This is a genomic window from Enterobacter cloacae complex sp. CARB60 (assembly GCF_036487345.1).
In the GTDB taxonomy this organism is placed as follows: Bacteria; Pseudomonadota; Gammaproteobacteria; order Enterobacterales; family Enterobacteriaceae; genus Enterobacter; species Enterobacter asburiae_D.
This window is the reverse complement of record NZ_JAZKLC010000002.1, coordinates 2,881,896-2,903,103: the sequence shown is the minus strand read 5'-3', so window position 1 is coordinate 2,903,103 and position 21,208 is coordinate 2,881,896. Positions and strand designations below refer to the sequence as shown.

The following is a 21,208-nucleotide window of genomic DNA, read 5'->3' as shown; positions in this document are numbered from 1 at the left end:
AATCTTCTTGTCGGCTGCATGACATCCTGCCAGACTAAACGCCCACGCATAAGGAGCCACCATGTTTTTAATCAATGGCCTTGAGCAGGACACGCTGCCTGCCAGCGACAGGGCGATACAGTTCGGTGATGGTTGCTTTACGACGGCGCGCATTCTGGATGGCGATGTCTGCCTGCTGGAGGCGCATATTCAACGCCTGCAGCATGGCTGTGAAAAGCTCATGATCCCCTTTACGCACTGGGACACACTGCGCCAGGAAATGTGCCAGCTCGCGTCGGGGAAGCACAGCGGCGTACTCAAGGTCATCATCAGCCGCGGTAGCGGTGGCCGGGGTTACAGCGCCGCATCGTGTATCAACCCAACGCGTATTCTCTCCGTTTCTGCTTATCCCGCGCATTACTCTCGCTGGCGAGAAGACGGCGTCACGCTGGCGCTGAGCCCGGTACGGCTGGGACGAAACCCGATGCTGGCCGGGCTTAAGCATCTCAACCGCCTGGAGCAGGTGCTCATTCGTACTCATCTTGAACAGACGGACGCCGATGAGGCGCTGGTTCTTGACAGCGAAGGGTTCATTACGGAATGCTGTGCGGCTAATTTACTCTGGCGGCAGGGGGGAGATGTGTTCACCCCGTCGCTGGAGCACGCTGGCGTAAATGGGTTAATGCGTCAGTTTTGTCTGCAACAGCTGGCACGCTCTGGCTTTCGCGTTGTCGAAGTTAGCGCAGGAGAAGCCGCGCTACAGACCGCAGATGAAGTCATCATCTGCAATGCGCTGATGCCTGTTGTACCCGTCCGCGCGTATGGCCAACAACGCTGGTCTTCGCGCGAGCTGTTTCAGTTTTTAGCCCCGATATGTGAGCAAACCAGATAGTCATGAAAAAAATGTTGCGCTTTGTCCTTATCCTCATCGTTGCGCTGGGCGTCGCTGGCGGAGCTGGCGTATGGAAAGTTCGCCAGCTGGCGGACAGCAAAATCCTGGTTAAAGACGAAACGATCTTTACCCTGAAAGCGGGAACCGGCCGTCAGGCGCTGGGGGAACAGCTCTATGGCGACAAGATTATCAATCGTCCACGGGTCTTCCAGTGGTTATTGCGCGTGGAGCCTGAGCTGTCGCATTTTAAAGCCGGTACCTATCGCTTTACGCCGGGAATGACCGTCAGAGAGATGCTGCAGCTGCTGGAAAGCGGCAAAGAAGCCCAGTTTCCCCTGCGGTTTGTGGAAGGAATGCGCCTGAGCGATTACCTCAAACAGCTGCGTGACGCGCCGTATATCAAACATACGTTAAAAGACGATAGCTATCAGACGGTGGCTGACGCGCTGAAGCTTGAACATCCGGAATGGGTGGAAGGTTGGTTCTGGCCAGATACCTGGATGTACACGGCAGGCACGACCGATGTTGCCATCCTGAAGCGGGCGCACAAAAAAATGGTCGCCGCCGTGGATGCCGCCTGGGAAGGGCGAATGGATGGTTTACCCTATAAAGATCAAAATCAGTTTGTCACCATGGCCTCGATTATCGAGAAAGAGACGGCCGTTGCCGCCGAGCGCGATCGGGTGGCGTCAGTCTTTATCAACCGTCTGCGCATCGGCATGCGTCTGCAAACCGACCCTACCGTTATCTACGGCATGGGCGAGAGCTATACCGGCAAGATCTCAAGAAAAGATCTGGAGACGCCAACGGCGTATAATACCTACGTGATTAGCGGTTTGCCGCCGGGCCCGATCGCCACGCCGAGCGAAGCGTCGCTCAAAGCCGCCGCGCATCCTGCTAAAACACCGTATCTCTATTTTGTGGCGGATGGAAAAGGGGGGCATACCTTTAACACCAACCTTGCCAGCCACAATCGCTCTGTTCAGGACTATCTGAAGGCACTTAAGGAAAAAAATGCGCAGTAAATACATTGTCATTGAGGGACTCGAAGGGGCGGGTAAAACCACCGCCCGCAACGTGGTGGTGGATACGCTCAAAGCGCTTGGCGTGGCGGACATGGTATTTACCCGCGAGCCGGGCGGAACGCAGCTGGCTGAAAAGCTGCGCAGCCTGGTGCTGGATATCAAATCCGTCGGCGACGAAGTTATCACTGACAAAGCCGAAGTGCTGATGTTCTACGCGGCGCGCGTTCAGCTGGTTGAGACGGTTATCAAACCCGCCCTGGCCGACGGCAAGTGGGTGATCGGCGACCGTCACGATCTGTCGACTCAGGCGTATCAGGGCGGAGGACGCGGTATCGACCAGACAATGCTGGGCACGCTGCGTAATGCCGTATTGGGTGATTTTCGCCCCGACCTGACGCTCTATCTGGATGTGACTCCGGAAGTGGGCCTCAAGCGTGCCCGCGCGCGCGGCGAGCTGGACCGCATTGAACAAGAGTCGTTTGATTTCTTTAACCGCACCCGTGCGCGCTATCTTGAACTGGCCGCACAGGACAGCTCAATTTGTACCATTGATGCGACGCAGTCCCTGGACGACGTCACGCGTGACATTCAGCATACCATTACGCAGTGGGTGCAGGAGCAGCAGGCATGAAATGGTATCCATGGTTGCGCCCACACTTTGAACAGCTGATCGGCAGCTATCAGGCGGGTCGGGGGCATCATGCGTTACTGATTCAGGCATTGCCAGGGATGGGTGATGATGCGCTGATTTATGCCATCACCCGTTTTCTGATGTGTCAGCAGCCGGAAGGGCACAAGAGCTGTGGCAAATGCCGTGGCTGTCAGCTGATGCAGGCGGGCACGCATCCTGACTACTACACCCTTGAGCCTGAAAAGGGCAAAAGCGCGCTCGGTATTGATGCCGTGCGTGAAGTCGGTGAAAAATTGTATGAACACGCTCGGCTGGGCGGCGCTAAAGTGGTCTGGCTTAAAGATGCCACGCTGCTCACCGAGGCGGCCGCTAACGCTCTGCTCAAAACCCTGGAAGAGCCGCCGGTAAAAACGTGGTTTTTCCTCTCATGCCGTGACCCGGGACGATTGCTTGCCACGTTGCGCAGCCGCTGTCGTCTCCATCACCTGGCGGTGCCCCAGGAATCGTGGGCGCTGAGCTGGCTGGAGCGCGAGGTGACAACGTCACCTGAGGGCGCGCTGACCGCCTTGCGTCTGAGCAGCGGTGCGCCTGCTGCGGCGCTGGCATTACTGCAGCCTGACGTCTGGTCAGAGCGAGAAACGCTCTGCCGGGCCGTCGACGCTTCACTGAACAGTCACGACTGGCTAAGTTTACTGCCTGCACTTAACAGCGATCGGGCCGTTGAGCGTTTGCACTGGCTGGCCTCCTTGCTGCTGGATGCGCTCAAAATCCAGCAAGGGGCAACGCTTCTGACCAACCCGGATGCGTGGCCGCTGGTGAATACGCTGGCGAACCGCCTCTCAGGGAAGATTCTTCACGCGATGCTCCATGAAATTTGCCAGAGTCGTGAACAGCTTTTAACCGTGACCGGTCTTAATCGCGAGCTTTTACTGACCGACCAGTTACTGCGTATCGAACATTACCTGCAACCCGGCGTCACACCGCCAGTTTCCCATCTCTGAGAGAGACATTATGTTTTTAGTCGACTCACACTGCCATCTTGATGGCCTGGATTATCAATCCCTGCATAAAAACGTGGACGACGTGCTGGCAAAAGCCGCCGCCCGCGATGTGAAATTCTGTCTTGCGGTGGCAACCACGCTGCCGGGCTACCGCTCCATGCGTGAGCTGGTGGGCGTTCGCGATAACGTGGTGTTCTCCTGCGGCGTGCATCCGTTGAATCAGGACGAGGCGTACGACGTTGAGGATCTGCGCCGACTGGCAGCAGAAGAGGGCGTGGTGGCGATGGGCGAGACCGGGCTGGACTACTTTTACACGCCGGAAACCAAACCGCGTCAGCAGGAGTCCTTCCGTAACCATATTCGCATTGGCCGGGAGCTGAACAAGCCGGTTATCGTCCACACCCGCGATGCGCGTGCGGATACGCTGGCGATCCTCCGGGAAGAAATCGTGACGGATTGCGGTGGCGTACTACACTGTTTCACAGAAGACAGAGAAACGGCGGGTAAGCTGCTTGATTTAGGGTTTTATATCTCGTTTTCGGGGATCGTGACGTTCCGTAATGCTGAGCAGCTGCGTGATGCTGCACGCTATGTTCCGCTCGATCGCATTCTGGTGGAAACAGACTCGCCGTATCTGGCACCGGTACCGCATCGCGGTAAAGAGAACCAGCCCGCTATGACGAGAGATGTGGCTGAGTACATGGCCGTACTGAAGGGCGTCAGCATTGATGAGCTGGCCCGCGTGACGACGGAAAACTTCTCCACGCTGTTCCATATCGACCCCGCCCGCCTGCAATCTGTCTGATACACCTGTTTTTTTTAGGCTCGTAATTAATAAGTAAAGCGAGTAAAGTTCACCGCCTCATTTGGGGCGGTGAGGGTGTTTTTAGACACATCCGGACATGCTTTTTGTAAATAACTGAAAGTTTTTCGACCGCCTTAAGCTGAAACGTGATAGCCGTCAAACAAACTCAGAGGGAATTATTTTACTCTGTGTAATAAATAAAGGGCGCTTAGATGTCCTGTCCACGGCACGGTACTCCCCCCGGGCCAATGCGTGAAAGCGTAAAAAAAGCACAAATACTCAGGAGCACTCTCAATTATGTTTAAGAATGCATTTGCTAACCTGCAAAAGGTCGGTAAATCGCTGATGCTGCCAGTATCCGTACTGCCTATCGCAGGTATCCTGCTGGGTGTCGGTTCTGCTAACTTCAGCTGGCTGCCAGCCGTAGTGTCCCACGTGATGGCCGAAGCAGGCGGTTCTGTCTTTGCTAACATGCCTCTGATCTTCGCGATCGGTGTGGCTCTGGGCTTCACCAATAACGACGGCGTTTCTGCGCTGGCTGCAGTGGTTGCCTACGGCATCATGGTGAAAACCATGGCTGTGGTTGCGCCGCTGGTTCTGCATTTACCGGCAGAAGAGATCGCCGCGAAACACCTGGCGGACACCGGTGTTCTGGGCGGTATCATCTCCGGTGCGATTGCAACGTATATGTTTAACCGCTTCTATCGCATCAAGCTGCCTGAGTATCTGGGCTTCTTCGCGGGCAAGCGTTTCGTTCCGATCATCTCTGGTCTGGCAGCGATTTTCACTGGCGTGATCCTGTCCTTCATCTGGCCGCCAATCGGCTCCGCTATCCAGACCTTCTCTCAGTGGGCTGCTTACCAGAACCCGGTTGTGGCGTTTGGTATCTACGGCTTCATCGAGCGTTGCCTGGTGCCATTTGGTCTGCACCACATCTGGAACGTTCCATTCCAGATGCAGATTGGTGAATTCACCAACGCAGCAGGCCAGGTATTCCACGGCGATATCCCACGTTACATGGCGGGCGACCCAACTGCAGGTAAACTGTCTGGTGGCTTCCTGTTCAAAATGTACGGTCTGCCAGCCGCAGCGATTGCTATCTGGCACTCTGCTAAGCCAGAGAACCGTGCAAAAGTGGGCGGTATCATGATCTCCGCAGCGTTGACCTCGTTCCTGACCGGTATCACCGAGCCGATCGAGTTCTCCTTCATGTTCGTTGCGCCGATCCTGTACGTTATCCACGCGATTCTGGCGGGCCTGGCGTTCCCAATCTGTATTCTGCTGGGTATGCGTGACGGTACGTCCTTCTCTCACGGCCTGATCGACTTCATCGTTCTGTCCGGTAACAGCAGCAAACTGTGGCTGTTCCCAATCGTGGGTGCGTGCTATGCGGTTGCGTACTACACCATCTTCCGCGTGCTGATTAAAGCACTGGACCTGAAAACCCCAGGCCGTGAAGATGCGACAGAAGACAGCAAAGCAGGCGCTACCAGCGAAATGGCTCCGGCACTGGTCGCAGCGTTCGGTGGTAAAGAGAACATCACTAACCTGGACGCGTGCATCACTCGTCTGCGTGTGAGCGTTGCCGACGTAGCGAAAGTAGACCAGCCGGGTCTGAAAAAACTGGGCGCAGCGGGCGTAGTTGTTGCAGGTTCTGGTGTACAGGCAATCTTCGGTACCAAATCCGATAACCTGAAAACCGAAATGGATGAGTACATCCGCAGCAACTAAGTTGTGACCTGGGGAGACTAAGGCAGCCGAATGGCTGCCTTTTTTATTACTGCGGTTTGTGGTGCCGGGTGGTGGCTGCGCCTTACCCGGCCTGTGTGATGGGTAGGCCCAGTAAGCGTAGCGCCACCGGGCTTCTGTCACTCAGAAGTCGTAGCTCGCGCTCACCGAGACGTTCAGCGGCGCGCCATAAACCACATAAGAGCCGACGTAATCGTAATACTCTTTGTCGAACAGGTTGTTGACGTTCGCCTGAACGGCAAAATCTTTGGTGACCTGATAACGGCTAAAGAGGTTAACCAGTCCGTAGCTGCCTTGCTCCGCACGGTTGCGGCCAGCCGGAGCGCCATCCACATCCGTCCATACTTTGTTTTGCCAGTTTACGCCCCCGCCAACGGTCAGCGCTGGCAGCATTGGCAGCTGATAACGAGTAAACAGTTTCATGGTCGTGCGCGGCTGATCGGCGCTCACCGCGTTGCCATTCTTATCTTCAGCAATGTAGCGTGTCGCGCCGAAGGTCAATTGCCAGCTATCGGTCAGCGCACCGTTCAGCTCGAACTCGATCCCTTTGCTCACTACGCCGTCCAGCGACTGATAGATCGACTCACCGCTCGGCATGTAGGTATACGTGTTGCTTGCGACGTTATCCTGCTCAATGCGGAAAATCGCCAGCGAGGTGGTAAGACGGGTATTGAACCAGTCTGCCTTCACACCGGCTTCGTAGCTTTTGCCCGTGGTTGGGTCGAGATAGCGTCCGCTGGCGTTACGCTTGTCCTGCGGCTGGAAGATGGAGGTATAGCTGACGTAGGTCGACCAGTCTTCATTGATGTCGTAGACCAGGCCCGCGTAGGGCGTAACGTCATCTTTAGTGCTTTCCAGACGGGTGTCCGGGGAGCCCGCCGGGTTATAGCGAATGTTATAGTTGGTATAACGCGCGCCGAGGATCAGATGCAGCGGGTCAGCCAGCGAGAAGCGGGCGGAGGTATACGCTGAGGACTGGCGGATGTCGTCCTTGCTGTAGAGCTTCCACGGCGTCCACTGCGGATCGGCAATGTTACCGTTCCAGTTCTTAAAGTTACCCACATCAACCATGCCGTAAACCGCGTCAGGCATTGAGTTGTCGTAATGGTTACGCTGGCGGCTGAAGCTGCCGCCGAACATCATTTCGTGCTGACGGCCAAAGAGTTCGAAATCGCCGCGCAGGAACGCATCTACGGCATCCTGTTTACGTTCCCCACGGTTCCAGCCGCCGTAGCCCACCATGCCCGTGCCGGTCTCTTTATCCGGATAACCGGACATATACATCAGCTTAGAGTCGAAGTTGGTTTCAGCATGCATGCCGTTAATGTGTGCTTCCCAGCCGTTGTCGAAACGCTGGGTCAGGTTAGCGAAGATGCGGGTGCTATCCTTGTCCGAGTAGGCCCAGTCAGGCGCGACGGTCTGGCTACGATTGTAATTGGTTTTACTCCCGTCGCTGTACCAGGTCGGCAGTCCGCCCCAGGTCGGGTCGTCGGTATTACTTTCCTGATACTCATACCCCACAGAGAGGGTAGTCCTGTCGGTGACATCCGCGTCCATCACGCCGTAGAGGAATTTTTTCCGGTAGTGGTAGTTATCCACGAAGCTGTCGTTATCCTGATAACCCGTAATCAGGCGGCCCCGCACCTTACCGGACTCCACCAACGGCGCCTGCAAATCCAGCACGTAGCGCTGCTTGTCCCAACTGCCGTAGCTGGCCGAAACATTCCCTTTGAATTCATTGCTGTCCGCATGCTTACGTACCATATTGACGTACGCCGCCGGGTTGCCCGTACCGGACATCAGGCCGGTTGCGCCGCGCACCACTTCGATACGGTCGTAGATCGCGGTATCGGCGGCGGTATCGCCAAAGTTCCACACTTCGCTGATGGAGGTTGGAAGGTCGTCATAGGCGTAGTTACTAACGAAAAATCCGCGCGAGTAAAATACGGTACGGTCGCTGTCCTGCACCTGCGCCGTTACGCCCGTGGTGTTAGTTAACACCTGGCCGATGGACTGCAGGTTTTGATCGGCCATGCGCTGCTGGCTGATCACGCTGACGGACTGCGGGATATCGCGGGGAACCAGCAACAGTTTGGTGCCGGTGGTGGTGGTTTTTACGCTGTAATCATGAGCCTGGTTTGCGGAAGGATCCTGTGTATTGTCAAAACCTTCGTCTACGATGACGGTATCTTCGGCTGTTGATGCAGCGAAAGCGGCGGCTGGCGTCAATGCCATAGCAATGCAGACTGCCAGCAACGAAGGCGTTGCGACAGGCTGATGTTGCCCATCCCTGGTGTGATTAATGAAAGACATTATCAAACCCTTATAACGGTGAAGAGGGTATGCGTCAGTCCCGCAGAAACGGGCTGGCGTCGTTTTCTATGTTGAAAATGCGCATGAAAATGCAAATGCGAAATATACGCATTGCTATTAATGCTGTAAACAGATGTGTCGACCGGAACTGAAATAATGTTTCAGCCCGTTGAGGCATATGAGCGGTCACTCTTCACCCAGCTGATGAACATTCAGGAAAGAAATCGAGGGAGGAGGTTGAAAGGACAGGAGAAACTCGCTCATACTCTTGAATTGTGTCACACACCGATCCCGGCAGTGTGTTTACAGCGGACGCATTGCGCCAGATTAAACAAAAAAGGAAAAGGTCATGGCTGAAGAAACGATTTTCAGTAAAATTATCCGTCGCGAAATTCCGTCAGATATCGTCTATCAGGATGAACTGGTGACGGCTTTCCGGGACATTTCCCCTCAGGCCCCGACGCACATCCTTATCATTCCCAATATTCTGATTCCGACTGTAAACGACGTAAAAACCGAGCATGAAGTGGCGTTAGGTCGTATGCTGACGGTGGCCGCGAAAATCGCTGAACAGGAAGGGATTGCAGAAGACGGTTACCGTTTGATCATGAACTGCAACCGTCATGGTGGCCAGGAAGTTTATCATATTCACATGCATCTGCTGGGTGGACGTCCTCTGGGGCCGATGCTGGCACATAAAGGTCTCTGACATGCTTAAAGGGCGTATTGCAGCGCTGGTAATGACGATGATGATTGTGGGGTGCAGCTCGCGTCCGGCGATCCCCGTGAATGATGAACAGACGCTGGTCATGGAATCCTCCGTGCTTGCCGCGGGCATCACGGCGCAACAGCCCGCGTTGACCATCAGTGAAATCAACTCATCTGCCTCCTCTACGCTCTTTAATGAAAGACATGAACCAGTGACGGTCCACTACCGTTTTTTCTGGTATGACGTAAGAGGTCTTGAAATGCATCCGCTGGAGGCGCCGCGCAGCGTCACCATTCCGGCCAGGTCGTCGGTAACGCTCTATGGCAGCGCCAACTATCTGGGTGCGCATAAGGTGAGACTTTATCTTTATCTCTGAGGGGTGAACCTTGATTAAAAATTTGAGCCGCTATGCGCTCGTGACAGCTTTCGCTCTGTTCCTGGCAGGGTGTGTGACCCGAACTGAACAGCCTGCGCCTGTGGAAGAGGCTAAACCGGGTACTGAACAGCCGACACCGCCAACGCAGCAGCAGCCAACCGTGCCGTCTGTACCGTCTATTCCGGCCCAGCCAGGCCCGATTGAGCATCCGGACCAGACTTCACAGCCCACGCCGCGCGTGCGCCATTACGACTGGAACGGGGCAATGCAGCCGATGGTCGGTAAAATGCTGCAGGCGCAGGGCGTGACGGCGGGCAGCGTGTTGCTGGTCGACAGCGTGAACAACCGTACCAACGGTTCGCTGAACGCGGGTGAAGCGACGGAAACCCTGCGCAATGCCCTGGCAAACAACGGCAAGTTTACGCTGGTTTCGGCTCAACAGCTCGCGGTAGCCAAACAGCAGCTGGGCCTGTCGCCGCAGGATAGCCTCGGCTCACGTAGCAAGGCGATCGGTATTGCCCGAAACGTTGGCGCACAGTATGTGCTGTACTCTAACGCCACCGGTAACGTGAATACCCCAGCCCTGCAGATGCAGCTGATGCTGGTTCAAACAGGCGAAATTATCTGGTCAGGTAAAGGTGCGGTTACGCAACAATGACGGCACGCTTGAAGAAATTCTGACGCGCTATTTTCCTCAGTATCGCCTTATCGCGCCGCAGGCCCATTCCGGGCTTGGCGGCGCGAGTTGCATTATAGAGCAGGGCGAACACCGTCTGGTCTTGCGGCAGAATCACGATCCCTACGCGCCTGCTTTCCATTTCCGTCGTCAGTTTCGTGCCCTGAGACGTCTTCCGTCAGATCTCGTGCCTGAACCCCGTTTTTTCAGACAGGGCTGGATGGCCGTCGACTATCTGGACGGTGAAGTTAAAAGCGCGCTGCCGGACACCCCACAGCTTGCGGCGATGCTGTATCATCTGCACCGGCAGCCGCGCCTGGGATGGCGAATTACGTTATTCCCGCTGCTTGAGCATTACTGGCAGCAAGCCCTGCCTGATAGACGCACCCCAATGTGGCTGGCACATCTTAAGCGGCTGCGTAAAGCGGGAGAGCCGCAGCCGATTCGGCTCGCGCCGTTGCACATGGATGTTCATGCCGGGAATATTGTTCATACGCCAGCGGGCATCAGGCTTATCGACTGGGAGTATGCCGGAGATGGCGATGTGGCGCTGGAGCTGGCGGCAGTCTGGACGGAGAGTGAAGCCGCGCGGCAGATGCTCATCAGGGACTACGCTCAGGTGGCACATATTGACCCCGACGCGCTGAGGCGTGTGGTCAGACGCTGGCGACCCTGGGTCGTCATGTTAATGGCCGGCTGGTTTGAAATGCGCTATCGGCAGTCCAAAGACAAACAATTTATTGCGCTGGCAGACGATGCCTGGCGTCAGTTACAAACTAAAGGATAAGAGAGGTGGATGTGGGTCCAGTCATGTTGGATGTAGAAGGGTTTGAGCTGGATGCGGAGGAGCGTGAAATTCTGGCGCATCCGCTGGTGGGCGGCCTGATCCTGTTTACCCGCAACTATCACGATCCGGCGCAGCTGCGCGAGCTGGTGCGTCAGATCCGCGCCGCGTCGCGCAATCATCTGGTGGTGGCCGTCGATCAGGAAGGCGGACGCGTGCAGCGTTTTCGCGACGGTTTTACCCGCCTGCCCGCCGCCCAGTCTTTTGCCGCGCTGCTCGGCACGGAAGAGGGTGGAAAACTGGCGCAGGAGGCCGGCTGGCTGATGGCCAGCGAAATGATTGCCATGGATATCGACATTAGCTTTGCCCCGGTGCTGGATGTAGGGCATATCAGCGCTGCCATTGGCGAGCGCTCATACCATGAAGATCCGCGTATTGCACTGGCAGTGGCGACCCGGTTCATCGACGGCATGCACGATGCCGGGATGAAAACCACCGGGAAACACTTCCCGGGTCACGGGGCGGTGACGGCGGATTCCCACAAAGAGACCCCGCGCGATCCGCGCCCGGAAGCGGAAATTCGCGCCAAAGATATGTCGGTTTTCCAGTCGCTTATCACCGATAACAAGCTGGATGCCATTATGCCCGCGCACGTTATTTACAGCGACGTCGACCCGCGTCCGGCCAGCGGTTCTCCGCACTGGCTGAAAACCGTTCTGCGTCAGGAGCTGGGTTTTAACGGCGTGATTTTCTCTGACGATTTATCGATGGAAGGGGCCGCGATCATGGGCAGCTACGCTGAACGCGGTCAGGCATCGCTGGATGCAGGTTGCGATATGATCCTGGTCTGCAATAATCGTAAAGGTGCCGTTAGCGTGCTGGATAACCTGTCGCCGATCAATGCAGAGCGTGTTACACAATTGTATCATAAAGGTTCATTTAGCCGTCAGGAGCTGATGGATTCGGCGCGCTGGAAGACGGTCAACGCCCGGCTTGAAGACCTGAATGAGCGCTGGCAGGCACATAAAGCCAGCCTGTAAACCCTCCCGGAAGGCGTAGCGTGGTGAGAAGACGATGATCATCTATTTACACGGTTTTGACTCAAACAGTCCTGGTAATCATGAGAAGGTGCTGCAGCTGCAGTTTATCGATCCGGATGTACGGTTGATCAGCTACAGCACGCGCCATCCGAAGCATGATATGCAGCATCTGCTCAAAGAGGTGGACAAGATGTTGCAGCTCAACGTCGACGATCGCCCGCTGATCTGCGGCGTGGGGCTGGGTGGCTACTGGGCGGAGCGGATTGGCTTCCTGTGCGACATCCGTCAGGTGGTGTTCAATCCTAACCTGTTCCCGAACGAGAACATGGAAGGCAAAATTGACCGCCCGGAAGAGTATGTCGATATTGCGACCAAGTGCGTCAGCAATTTTCGTGAGAAAAACCGCGATCGCTGCCTGGTGATCCTTTCACGTAATGATGAAGCGCTTAACAGCCATCGGGCAGCAGAACTGCTGCATCATTACTATGAGATCGTCTGGGACGAAGAACAGACCCACAAGTTCAAAAACATCTCTCCGCATCTGCAGCGTATCAAAGCGTTTAAAACGCTGGGTTAATCAATTACCCGCAGGCATTAAAGCCCGGCCGCGAAAGCGTTCCGGGCTTTCTTTTTGACCAGAATTGTCTACTTTTAAGCCATCAAAACTTGATGCATATCAATTTTGGTATGACCAATGCGCCTGACGTGTTATTCTCAATGCACCTGAATGGTTTCAGTGCTGTAACCTGTTGTTAATTAAGGGTTATTTTTATAACTTTTAATTAACAATTGGTTAATAATTTGAGGGGGTCACGTTGACTACGCCATTGAAAAAGATAGTGATTGTAGGCGGTGGTGCTGGCGGGCTGGAGCTGGCTACACAGTTGGGCAAGAAGCTGGGTCGCGGTAAAAAAGCCAAAATTACGCTGGTGGATCGTAACCACAGCCACCTGTGGAAACCGCTGCTGCACGAAGTGGCGACCGGCTCTCTGGATGAGGGCGTGGACGCGCTCAGCTATCTGGCGCACGCGCGCAACCATCATTTCCAGTTCCAGCTGGGCTCGGTGGTGGACATCAACCGTGAAAGCAAAACCATCACCCTGGCAGAGCTGCGCGATGAAAAAGGGGAGCTGCTGGTTCCCGAGCGTAAACTGGCGTACGACACGCTGGTCATGGCGCTGGGCAGTACCTCCAACGATTTCAACACGCCGGGCGTGAAAGAGCACTGTATCTTCCTCGATAACCCGCACCAGGCGCGTCGTTTCCATCAGGAAATGCTGAACCTGTTCCTGAAGTACACCAGCAATATGGGTGCGAACGGTAAGGTGAATATCGCCATTGTTGGCGGCGGTGCGACCGGCGTTGAGCTGTCTGCGGAGCTGCACAATGCGGTGAAACAGCTGCACAGCTACGGTTACAAAGGGCTAACTAACGAAGCGCTGAACGTCACGCTGGTTGAAGCCGGTGAACGCATCCTGCCCGCGCTGCCTCCGCGTATTTCCGGTGCGGCGCACAATGAGCTCACCAAGCTGGGCGTGCGGGTGCTGACGCAAACCATGGTGACCAGCGCCGACGAAGGCGGTCTGCACACCAAAGACGGCGAGTATATCAAAGCGGATCTGATGGTCTGGGCGGCAGGTATCAAAGCGCCTGACTTTATGAAAGAGATCGGCGGTCTGGAAACGAACCGCATTAACCAGCTGGTAACCGAGCCAACGCTGCAAACCACGCGTGACCCTGAAATCTTTGCTATCGGTGACTGTGCCTCCTGCGCGCGTCCTGAAGGCGGATTCGTGCCGCCGCGCGCGCAGGCCGCTCACCAGATGGCAAGCCTGGTGCTGCACAATATTCTGGCGCAGTACAAAGGCAAGCCAATGAAAGCCTATGTCTACAAAGACCATGGTTCACTGGTGTCGCTGTCAAACTTTTCTACCGTCGGCAGCCTGATGGGCAACCTGATGCGTGGCTCAATGATGGTAGAAGGGCGTATTGCCCGCTTCGTGTATATCTCCCTGTACCGTATGCACCAGATTGCGCTGCACGGCTACTTCAAAACCGGGCTGATGATGCTGGTGGGCAGAATCAACCGCGTGATCCGTCCGCGTCTGAAGCTGCACTAATCTTCCACTCCCTCCGGGCCCTCCGGAGGGAGTTTTTAGCATTTCATGCTGTAGATCACAGTTTGACTGCTTAAGAGTTCTCCTAAATACAATATATCTCCTCTCAACGCCCCTTTTTTGATCCTTTATCTTATTGGCGAAGCGTTGCCTCCATTGCAAAATTGTTACCAATAGCAACAAAGGAGGAAGTCCCGTGAATAAATCAATGTTGGCGGGTATAGGGATTGGCGTCGCGGCTGCGTTAGGTGTGGCTGCCGTTGCTAGTCTCAACGTATTAGATCGTGGCCCGCAGTATGCGCAGGTGGTTTCTGCTACACCGATTAAAGAAACCGTGAAAACCCCTCGTCAGGAGTGCCGCAACGTCTCCGTGACGCACCGTCGTCCGGTACAGGATGAAAACCGCATTGCCGGTTCTGTTCTGGGTGCGGTAGCGGGTGGGGTGATTGGTCACCAGTTTGGCGGTGGCCGGGGTAAAGATGTGGCGACCGTGGTCGGCGCGCTGGGTGGCGGCTATGCCGGTAACCAGGTGCAGGGCGCGATGCAGGATAACGATACCTACACCACGTCTCAGCAACGCTGCAAAACCGTCTATGACAAGTCGGAAAAAATGCTGGGCTATGACGTGACGTACAAAATTGGCGATCAGCAGGGCAAAATCCGCATGGATAAAGACCCGGGCACGCAAATTCCACTGGATGGAAATGGCCAGCTGGTTCTGAATAACAAAGTGTAAAAAAGATGTTCTCTGAATTTAGCTCCTCATGCGCTCAGGCTGAGGAGCTTTTTTTTGCGTCAGATTTTCAGTAGCTCAGGCCACAGCCGCAGCGTGGTTTCACTAATATGCTGCAGTTTCTCCAGCGTGGCCCCTTCACGGGCGCTGATCGACATCCCCTGCAAAATACAGCTCAGGTATTGCGCCAGCAGCTGAGGGTTGCATTGCGCCGGGATTTCACCGCGCTGCTGGCGCTGCGCCAGAAATGCGCTGAGCGTCTCCTCCTGCATGGCATGCCGCGATTTCACCGTATTGGCAATCTCTTTAGAGGACGCCGCAAGGGTGGCAGAGGTGTTAATCATAAAGCAGCCCGCAGGCGTCTCTTTACTGGTGAAACAGGTCGCGACGGCGGTGAAATAGTCGCGAAGCGCCTGTTCAACGCTTTTCTCTTCACAGAACAGCTGGGCTTCGTGTTTCGCCGCAAAGCGCGAAATGTATCTGTCCAGCACCGCCCTGAACAGCCCCTCTTTATTGGTAAATTCGGCATACAGCGTCGGCGCTTTGGCTCCGGTGGCTTCTACCAGATCGGAAAGCGAGGTTGCTTCATACCCATGTTGCCAGAAGAGAGTCATGGCCTTATCAAGCGCTGCATCCCTGTCAAACACTTTTGGTCGGCCACGGCTTTTCTTCGCACAACTCGTGACATCGGTTGTCATTTGCCGGTGGTCCTCTGTTGGTTTGGTGAATGACCATTATAAAAATAAACGCAACCCACCACCAGTGCAGAATGCTTAAAAATAAATTAATCATATATGTATGAAAAATAAGAATTTTAAAATTAAGTTAACGCTCGTTATAAAATTATGTTGACGCGTGACCTGGATCACATTTATGATTTACCTATCGATCGTTAACTAAATGATTAACGACCTCCCAAATTCATCTGCTAAAGGTAAACATCATGAAAAACGTCAAAACTCTCATCGCTGCCGCTGTCCTGAGTTCACTCTCTTTCGCAAGCTTTGCTGCTGTACAAGTGCAATCCACCCCTGCTGACCAGCATAAAGTCGGGACAATCTCTGCCTCTGCCGGGACTAACCTGGGTTCCCTGGAAGATCAGCTGGCACAAAAAGCGCAAGAGATGGGTGCAAAATCTTACCGCATCACCTCCGTGACCGGTCCTAACACCCTGCACGGTACGGCTGTCATCTACAAATAAGCCGGGCATAAACCCTCATTTATGTCACTGCAATAAAAAACGCCCTGCTTAGCAGGGCGTTTTTTATTTCTGATTTACATCGACTGCTGGACGACGTCGTGATGCCGGGTGACATCGGTCGGCATGCCAGACCGCGCTTCCATCGCGCGCTCCATCACCACGCTATTGGTATTCGCATTCGTTTTAAAGCTTACCATCGCGGCATTCAGGTTAATGGGCAGCGTCTGCGGATCGTCGCCAATGTTTTTCGATAACGGCTGGTGAATCTCAACCAGCCGCACGCCGCCGGGCTCTTCTGAAACTTTAATCGGCGTATTGATAATATTTACTTTGGTTCCCGGCGTAACGACGTTAAACAGCGTTTTGATATCGTCATCGCGCAGACGAATACAGCCAGAGCTGACGCGCATGCCGATGCCAAAGTCCGCATTCGTTCCGTGCAGCAGGTAGACGCCGCCGTATGCCGCAAGGCGGATCGCGTGGTGCCCCATCGGGTTATCCGGGCCTGCCGGCACCACGGCAGGAAGATCGATCCCCTGGGCCTTATAGCGGGCACGGATGTTGGCCGTCGGGGTCCAGGTTGGATTCGCGCGTTTATCCGAGACGGTGGTGACCATCGTCGGCGTCAGCGTGTCGCCGCCCAGCTGACCAATACCGATAGGGTAGACGGTCACTTCGTTTTTACCCGGCGGGTAATAGTACAGACGCAGCTCCGCCAGGTTTATCACCATCCCCTCGCGCGGGGCGTCCGGCAGGATAGTCTGTAACGGGATGGTCAGTACGCTGCCCGCGCGCGGGACATACGGATCGACGCCGGGGTTCGCCTGCAGCAGGGCCAGAAAACCGACGTTATATTTTTTGGCAACCGCTTCCAGTGAACCACCATTGTTTTCAACCACATGAAAGCGGTTTTCACCCACCACCTTGCTGCCGGGAGGGGGAAGGGGCCAGGTGTTTGCCCGAGCGGGAAGCGCAACCGCGACGGTGGCTGCCAGCGCAAACAGGGTCATCCAGCGAGTAAAACGCGAAGAGGTCATCATCACCATAATCCATGCAAATGATAAGGTTATTGTTTTATAAGGCGTTAAACATAATTATGGCGAATGGGTATGTCGGGAAGATCGGGTGAAGTGCAAAGAGTTTGTAAATTGTCCCCCCGTAGCGCTCGGCTAACAGGGGGAAGGGATCCCCATAAAATGATGCCTGCACGGACGCCCCCCTCTCCATTGAGGGAGAGGGCTGGGGTGAGGGGGAACATACGGCTCTGGTGGTCATTCCGTTCACTTTATGTTCTTTACTACTCTGTAACGACATGACCTGTGAACGTGCCAGGGTGGCTCAGTCGCCACCACCCTGGCGACCCGGGCTCCCGGCGGTAAATCGCCGCTTCGCGGTACCTTCGGCTTATTCCTTCCGGCTTATCGGGTACGGGCGGAGGTAACATCCCTGTAAAGCCCGCCCTCTCGGCGCATCCCTGCGCCTCGCCCCGGCCTGCAGGAAACGCCTCAGCGATTTACAGCCGGACCAGGGTGTCGCTGTAAGCTATTCATTTCCCGGAAGCAACTTTCATCGCTTCCGGTTAATAAACTACATGAAATTCCTCAGGTAACAGGGTAATGGAGGTTAAGCGATCGCGTTCTCTTCCAGCTGACGCATGAAGTTACGCACCCAGTCCATACGGGTTTTGCGCTCCGTCAGCTCCTGGGTAAACTTCAGACGGGTTGGACCATCCAGACGGAAATGCTGCGGCTGTTTTTGCAGCAGGCCGATCAGCCACATCGGGTTGACGTGATTCTTCTCGGCGAATTCGATCACGCCGCCTTTTTCATTACCTTCGAGCTTGCGAATCCCCAGCTTTTGCGCCTGCTGACGCAGTCTCGCGATGTCCAGCAAATTTCTCGCCGCATCGGGCAGCAGACCAAAGCGATCGATTAGCTCAACCTTGATCTCTTCCAGCTCGTTCTCCTTCTTCGCGCTGGCGATGCGCTTGTAGAATGAGAGACGGGTATTCACGTCCGGAATGAAATCGTCCGGCAGCAGGGAAGGCATACGCAGCTCGACCTCGGTCTGCTGGCTGGTGAGATCTTCCAGCGACGGCTCGCGCCCGGCCTTCAGGGCATCAACCGCGTTTTCCAGCAGCTCCATATAGAGCGAGAAGCCGATGGTCTCCATGGAGCCGCTCTGGTCTTCACCCAGCAGTTCGCCAGCACCGCGGATCTCAAGATCGTGCGTGGCCAGCGCAAAGCCTGCGCCGAGGTCTTCCAGCGAGGCGATGGCTTCCAGGCGCTTTTGCGCGTCGGTGGTCATCGCTTTCGGATGCGGCGTCAGCAGCCAAGCGTACGCCTGATGGTGCGAACGCCCGACGCGGCCGCGCAGCTGGTGGAGCTGCGCCAGGCCAAAGTGATCCGCGCGTTCTATGATGATGGTGTTCGCCGTCGGAATGTCGATCCCGGTCTCAATGATGGTGGTGCACACCAGCACGTTAAAGCGCTGGTGGTGGAAGTCGTTCATGACCCGCTCCAGCTCGCGCTCGCGCATCTGCCCGTGACCGATAGCAATGCGCGCTTCCGGCACCAGCTCCGCCAGCCTGTCCGCCGCTTTCTGGATATTTTCCACGTCATTATAGAGGTAGTAGACCTGCCCTCCGCGCAGCACTTCACGCAGAATGGCCTCACGCACCACCAGATTATCGTACTCGCGAACAAAGGTTTTTACCGCCAGACGGCGCGCCGGCGGCGTGGCAATAATCGACAGATCGCGCATGCCGCTCATCGCCATGTTCAGGGTTCGCGGGATAGGCGTTGCGGTCAGGGTCAGAATATCGACGTCGGCGCGCATCGCTTTGATGCGCTCTTTGTGGCGCACCCCGAAGCGGTGCTCTTCGTCGACGATCAGCAGCCCCAGATCTTTCCACTTCACGTCGCTTTGCAGCAGCTTGTGGGTGCCGATCAGAATGTCGATTTTACCCTCGCTGGCCTGCTCCAGGATCTGCGTCTGTTCTTTGGTGCTGCGAAAACGCGACAGCATCTCGATACGTACCGGCCAGTTGGCGAAACGGTCGCGGAAGTTGTCGAAGTGCTGCTGAGCGAGCAGGGTGGTCGGCACCAGCACCGCCACCTGCTTGTTGTTTTCCACCGCAAGGAAGGCGGCGCGCATCGCCACTTCGGTTTTGCCGAAGCCGACGTCGCCGCAGACTAAGCGGTCCATTGCCAGCGGCTGGCACATGTCGCTCAGCACGGCGTTGATGGCCTGGGCCTGATCCGGCGTAGTTTCAAACGGGAAGCTGTCGCAGAACAGCTGGTACTGTTCTTTATCATGCTTAAAGGCGAAGCCCTGTTTGGCCGCGCGCTGGGCGTAGATATCCAGCAGCTCGGCCGCCACGTCGCGCACTTTTTCCGCAGCCTTCTGGCGCGCGCGCGCCCAGGCATCGCCGCCCAGCTTGTGCAGCGGCGCATTGTCTTCAGCGCCCCCCGCGTAGCGGCTGATCAGATGCAGGGACGATACCGGAACATACAGTTTGGCGTCGTTAGCGTAGGTCAGCATCAGGTATTCACCTTTGATGCCGCCCGCTTCCAGCGTGGTCATCCCCTGATAGCGCCCAACGCCATGTTCCAGGTGGACAATCGGCTGGCCAGGATGCAGCTCGGCCAGGTTACGGATCAGCGTGTCCGGGTTGATGGTCCGACGGCTGTCCTGACGGCGGCGCGCGACGCGCTCACCCAGCAGGTCGCTTTCGCAAATCAGCGCCAGGTTGTTGAGCGTGTCGATGAACCCGTGTTCGGCGGCACCAATCATCAGGTAACGACCGTTTCCGGTCGCTTCGCTCAGACGCAGGATGCGCTTCGGCGCCACCTTAATGCGTCCCAGCAGCTCACCTAAAGCTTCGCGGCGGCCTTCACTCTCAACGGAGAACACCACCGGGCCGGTAAACGACTCCAGGAACTTGCGCAGATTATCCAGCGGGGATTTCAGCTGCGCCTGAACGGCCAGGTCCGGCAGCGTCCGGAAGGCGAGGTTGGTGTTGGCGGCCTTATCGGCAAGCGAATCGGTTTTCAGCTGCATGCGCGGCCAGCGCTTCAGCTCGGCGTTGAGCTCGTCGGTGCGCAGCCACAGCGCTTCCGGCGGCAGCAGCGGACGCATCGGGTCAACGCCACGGTTTTCAAAGCGGGCGCGGGTTTCGCTTTCAAAGCGGCTGGCGCTGGCGTCGATATCGCCGGTGTTAACAATCAGCGTATTCGCCGGGAAGTAGCTGAACAGGGCCGGCAGCGGCTCGTTGAAGAACAGCGGCTGCCAGTATTCGATCCCGGCTGGAAGCGTGCCTTTACTGACCTGCTGATAAATATGTTCCGCGTCGCGCTTCACCTCGAACCTATCGCGCCACTGGCTGCGGAACAGTTCGATAGCGGTTTTGTCCGTGGGGAACTCATGCGCGGGCAGTAAGTTGATGGACTCCACTTCTTCCAGCGTGCGCTGCGTGTCGGCGTCGAATACGCGCAGGCTGTCGATTTCATCATCGAAAAAGTCCAGACGATACGGCTGGTCGCTGCCCATCGGGTAAAGATCGAGCAGCGCGCCGCGGGTCGCGTATTCTCCGTGCTCCATCACCTGGTCGACGTGGCGATAGCCGGCACCGTCAAGCTGCGCGCGCAGGGCATCCCGGGACAGGCGCTGGCCTTTTTTCATCACCAGCGCGTGACCGTGCAGATAGCTGTGCGGACAGACGCGCTGCATCAGGGTGTTCACCGGCACAATCAGCACGCCGCGCTGCATGGTCGGGAGTTGATAGAGCGTCGACAGGCGCGAGGAGATAATCTCCTGATGCGGAGAGAAGCTGTCATACGGCAGCGTTTCCCAGTCGACCAGGCTGAACACAAGGCTATCGGTGAACTGGCGAATTTCATCGTGCAGGCGCAGGGCGTTTTGCATATCCGGGGCAACCAGAATCACCGGGCCTGGATGACGCTCGGCGATTTCCGCCACCAGCGTGGCGCACGCCGCGCCCGTGAGTTCACCCAGCTGGCGCTGGTCGCCCGCTTTGACAGGTAAGGAATAACGATAGTGTTCAGGCATGGCTATGTCAGAGTCTCTTATGGATATACCAACAGTATTGGGGCATATCACTGATACGCAATGTCTTTATTATCCTCGATCGTTTTACATAAGCAAATCGTAACCGC

At 56.0% G+C, this 21,208-nt stretch carries 19 protein-coding genes; 15 read left to right on the top strand and 4 right to left on the bottom strand.

Annotation, left to right across the window (positions count from 1 at the left end; translation table 11 throughout):
- Positions 1-61 precede the first annotated feature (61 nt).
- The 6 genes from pabC (at position 62) to ptsG (ending at position 6,064) form a co-directional block, all read left to right on the top strand.
- Positions 62-871, top strand: a complete 810-nt coding sequence (pabC, locus tag V4835_RS14895; protein WP_331412637.1) for an aminodeoxychorismate lyase — start codon at positions 62-64, stop codon at positions 869-871.
- 2 nt (positions 872-873) lie between these two features.
- Complete coding sequence (gene yceG, locus V4835_RS14890) at positions 874-1,896, top strand: cell division protein YceG (protein WP_331412635.1); 1,023 nt, start codon at positions 874-876, stop codon at positions 1,894-1,896.
- Positions 1,886-2,527, top strand: coding sequence for a dTMP kinase (tmk, locus tag V4835_RS14885; protein ID WP_331412634.1), 642 nt, complete (start codon positions 1,886-1,888; stop codon positions 2,525-2,527). The genes yceG and tmk overlap by 11 nt, the downstream gene beginning before the upstream one ends.
- Positions 2,524-3,528 carry a DNA polymerase III subunit delta' gene (gene holB / locus V4835_RS14880; protein ID WP_331412632.1) on the top strand — a complete coding sequence of 335 codons (1,005 nt, stop codon included), beginning with the start codon at positions 2,524-2,526 and terminating at the stop codon, positions 3,526-3,528. The genes tmk and holB overlap by 4 nt, the downstream gene beginning before the upstream one ends.
- A gap of 10 nt (positions 3,529-3,538) precedes the next feature.
- The gene (locus V4835_RS14875) at positions 3,539-4,333 is read left to right on the top strand and encodes a metal-dependent hydrolase (protein ID WP_331412631.1); all 795 of its coding nucleotides are present in this window, start codon (positions 3,539-3,541) and stop codon (positions 4,331-4,333) included.
- 297 nt (positions 4,334-4,630) lie between these two features.
- Positions 4,631-6,064, top strand: a complete 1,434-nt coding sequence (gene ptsG, locus V4835_RS14870) for a PTS glucose transporter subunit IIBC (RefSeq protein WP_331412629.1) — start codon at positions 4,631-4,633, stop codon at positions 6,062-6,064.
- 141 nt (positions 6,065-6,205) lie between these two features.
- Here ptsG and fhuE read toward each other — a convergent pair whose 3' ends face one another.
- Positions 6,206-8,395: a ferric-rhodotorulic acid/ferric-coprogen receptor FhuE gene (gene fhuE, locus V4835_RS14865; protein ID WP_331412628.1), complete on the bottom strand. Its 2,190-nt coding sequence runs from the start codon at positions 8,393-8,395 to the stop codon at positions 6,206-6,208.
- 349 nt (positions 8,396-8,744) lie between these two features.
- Between fhuE and hinT the strand changes: the two genes are divergently transcribed.
- The 8 genes from hinT (at position 8,745) to V4835_RS14825 (ending at position 14,833) form a co-directional block, all read left to right on the top strand.
- A complete protein-coding gene (gene hinT / locus V4835_RS14860; RefSeq protein ID WP_006809243.1) occupies positions 8,745-9,104 on the top strand; it encodes a purine nucleoside phosphoramidase in 360 nt (119 codons plus the stop codon).
- Position 9,105: 1 nt separating this feature from the next.
- Positions 9,106-9,480, top strand: coding sequence for a YcfL family protein (locus V4835_RS14855; protein ID WP_063144624.1), 375 nt, complete (start codon positions 9,106-9,108; stop codon positions 9,478-9,480).
- A gap of 13 nt (positions 9,481-9,493) precedes the next feature.
- Positions 9,494-10,138 carry a penicillin-binding protein activator LpoB gene (gene lpoB / locus V4835_RS14850; RefSeq protein WP_442877328.1) on the top strand — a complete coding sequence of 215 codons (645 nt, stop codon included), beginning with the start codon at positions 9,494-9,496 and terminating at the stop codon, positions 10,136-10,138.
- On the top strand, positions 10,119-10,943 hold the full coding sequence (thiK, locus tag V4835_RS14845; protein ID WP_331412626.1) for a thiamine kinase: 825 nt from the start codon (positions 10,119-10,121) through the stop codon (positions 10,941-10,943). The genes lpoB and thiK overlap by 20 nt, the downstream gene beginning before the upstream one ends.
- Before the next feature lie 11 nt (positions 10,944-10,954).
- The gene (nagZ, locus tag V4835_RS14840) at positions 10,955-11,980 is read left to right on the top strand and encodes a beta-N-acetylhexosaminidase (protein ID WP_202774434.1); all 1,026 of its coding nucleotides are present in this window, start codon (positions 10,955-10,957) and stop codon (positions 11,978-11,980) included.
- A gap of 34 nt (positions 11,981-12,014) precedes the next feature.
- Entirely contained in the window at positions 12,015-12,557 is a 543-nt protein-coding gene (gene ycfP, locus V4835_RS14835; protein ID WP_008500781.1) for an alpha/beta hydrolase YcfP, read from the top strand.
- A gap of 238 nt (positions 12,558-12,795) precedes the next feature.
- Positions 12,796-14,100: an NAD(P)/FAD-dependent oxidoreductase gene (locus V4835_RS14830; protein WP_023335290.1), complete on the top strand. Its 1,305-nt coding sequence runs from the start codon at positions 12,796-12,798 to the stop codon at positions 14,098-14,100.
- Between the two features lie 193 nt (positions 14,101-14,293).
- A complete protein-coding gene (locus V4835_RS14825) occupies positions 14,294-14,833 on the top strand; it encodes a glycine zipper 2TM domain-containing protein (protein ID WP_063144618.1) in 540 nt (179 codons plus the stop codon).
- 59 nt (positions 14,834-14,892) lie between these two features.
- Here the strand turns inward: V4835_RS14825 and V4835_RS14820 are convergent, their stop codons facing one another.
- The gene (locus V4835_RS14820) at positions 14,893-15,528 is read right to left on the bottom strand and encodes a TetR/AcrR family transcriptional regulator (protein WP_029739866.1); all 636 of its coding nucleotides are present in this window, start codon (positions 15,526-15,528) and stop codon (positions 14,893-14,895) included.
- A gap of 245 nt (positions 15,529-15,773) precedes the next feature.
- On the opposite strand from V4835_RS14820, the gene bhsA reads away from it, so the two are divergent.
- Complete coding sequence (gene bhsA, locus V4835_RS14815) at positions 15,774-16,031, top strand: multiple stress resistance protein BhsA (RefSeq protein WP_023616599.1); 258 nt, start codon at positions 15,774-15,776, stop codon at positions 16,029-16,031.
- A 74-nt stretch (positions 16,032-16,105) separates the two neighbouring features.
- Here bhsA and ldtC read toward each other — a convergent pair whose 3' ends face one another.
- Positions 16,106-17,071, bottom strand: coding sequence for a L,D-transpeptidase LdtC (ldtC, locus tag V4835_RS14810; protein WP_331412623.1), 966 nt, complete (start codon positions 17,069-17,071; stop codon positions 16,106-16,108).
- Between the two features lie 583 nt (positions 17,072-17,654).
- A complete protein-coding gene (gene mfd, locus V4835_RS14805; protein ID WP_331412621.1) occupies positions 17,655-21,101 on the bottom strand; it encodes a transcription-repair coupling factor in 3,447 nt (1,148 codons plus the stop codon).
- Positions 21,102-21,208: the final 107 nt, after the last annotated feature.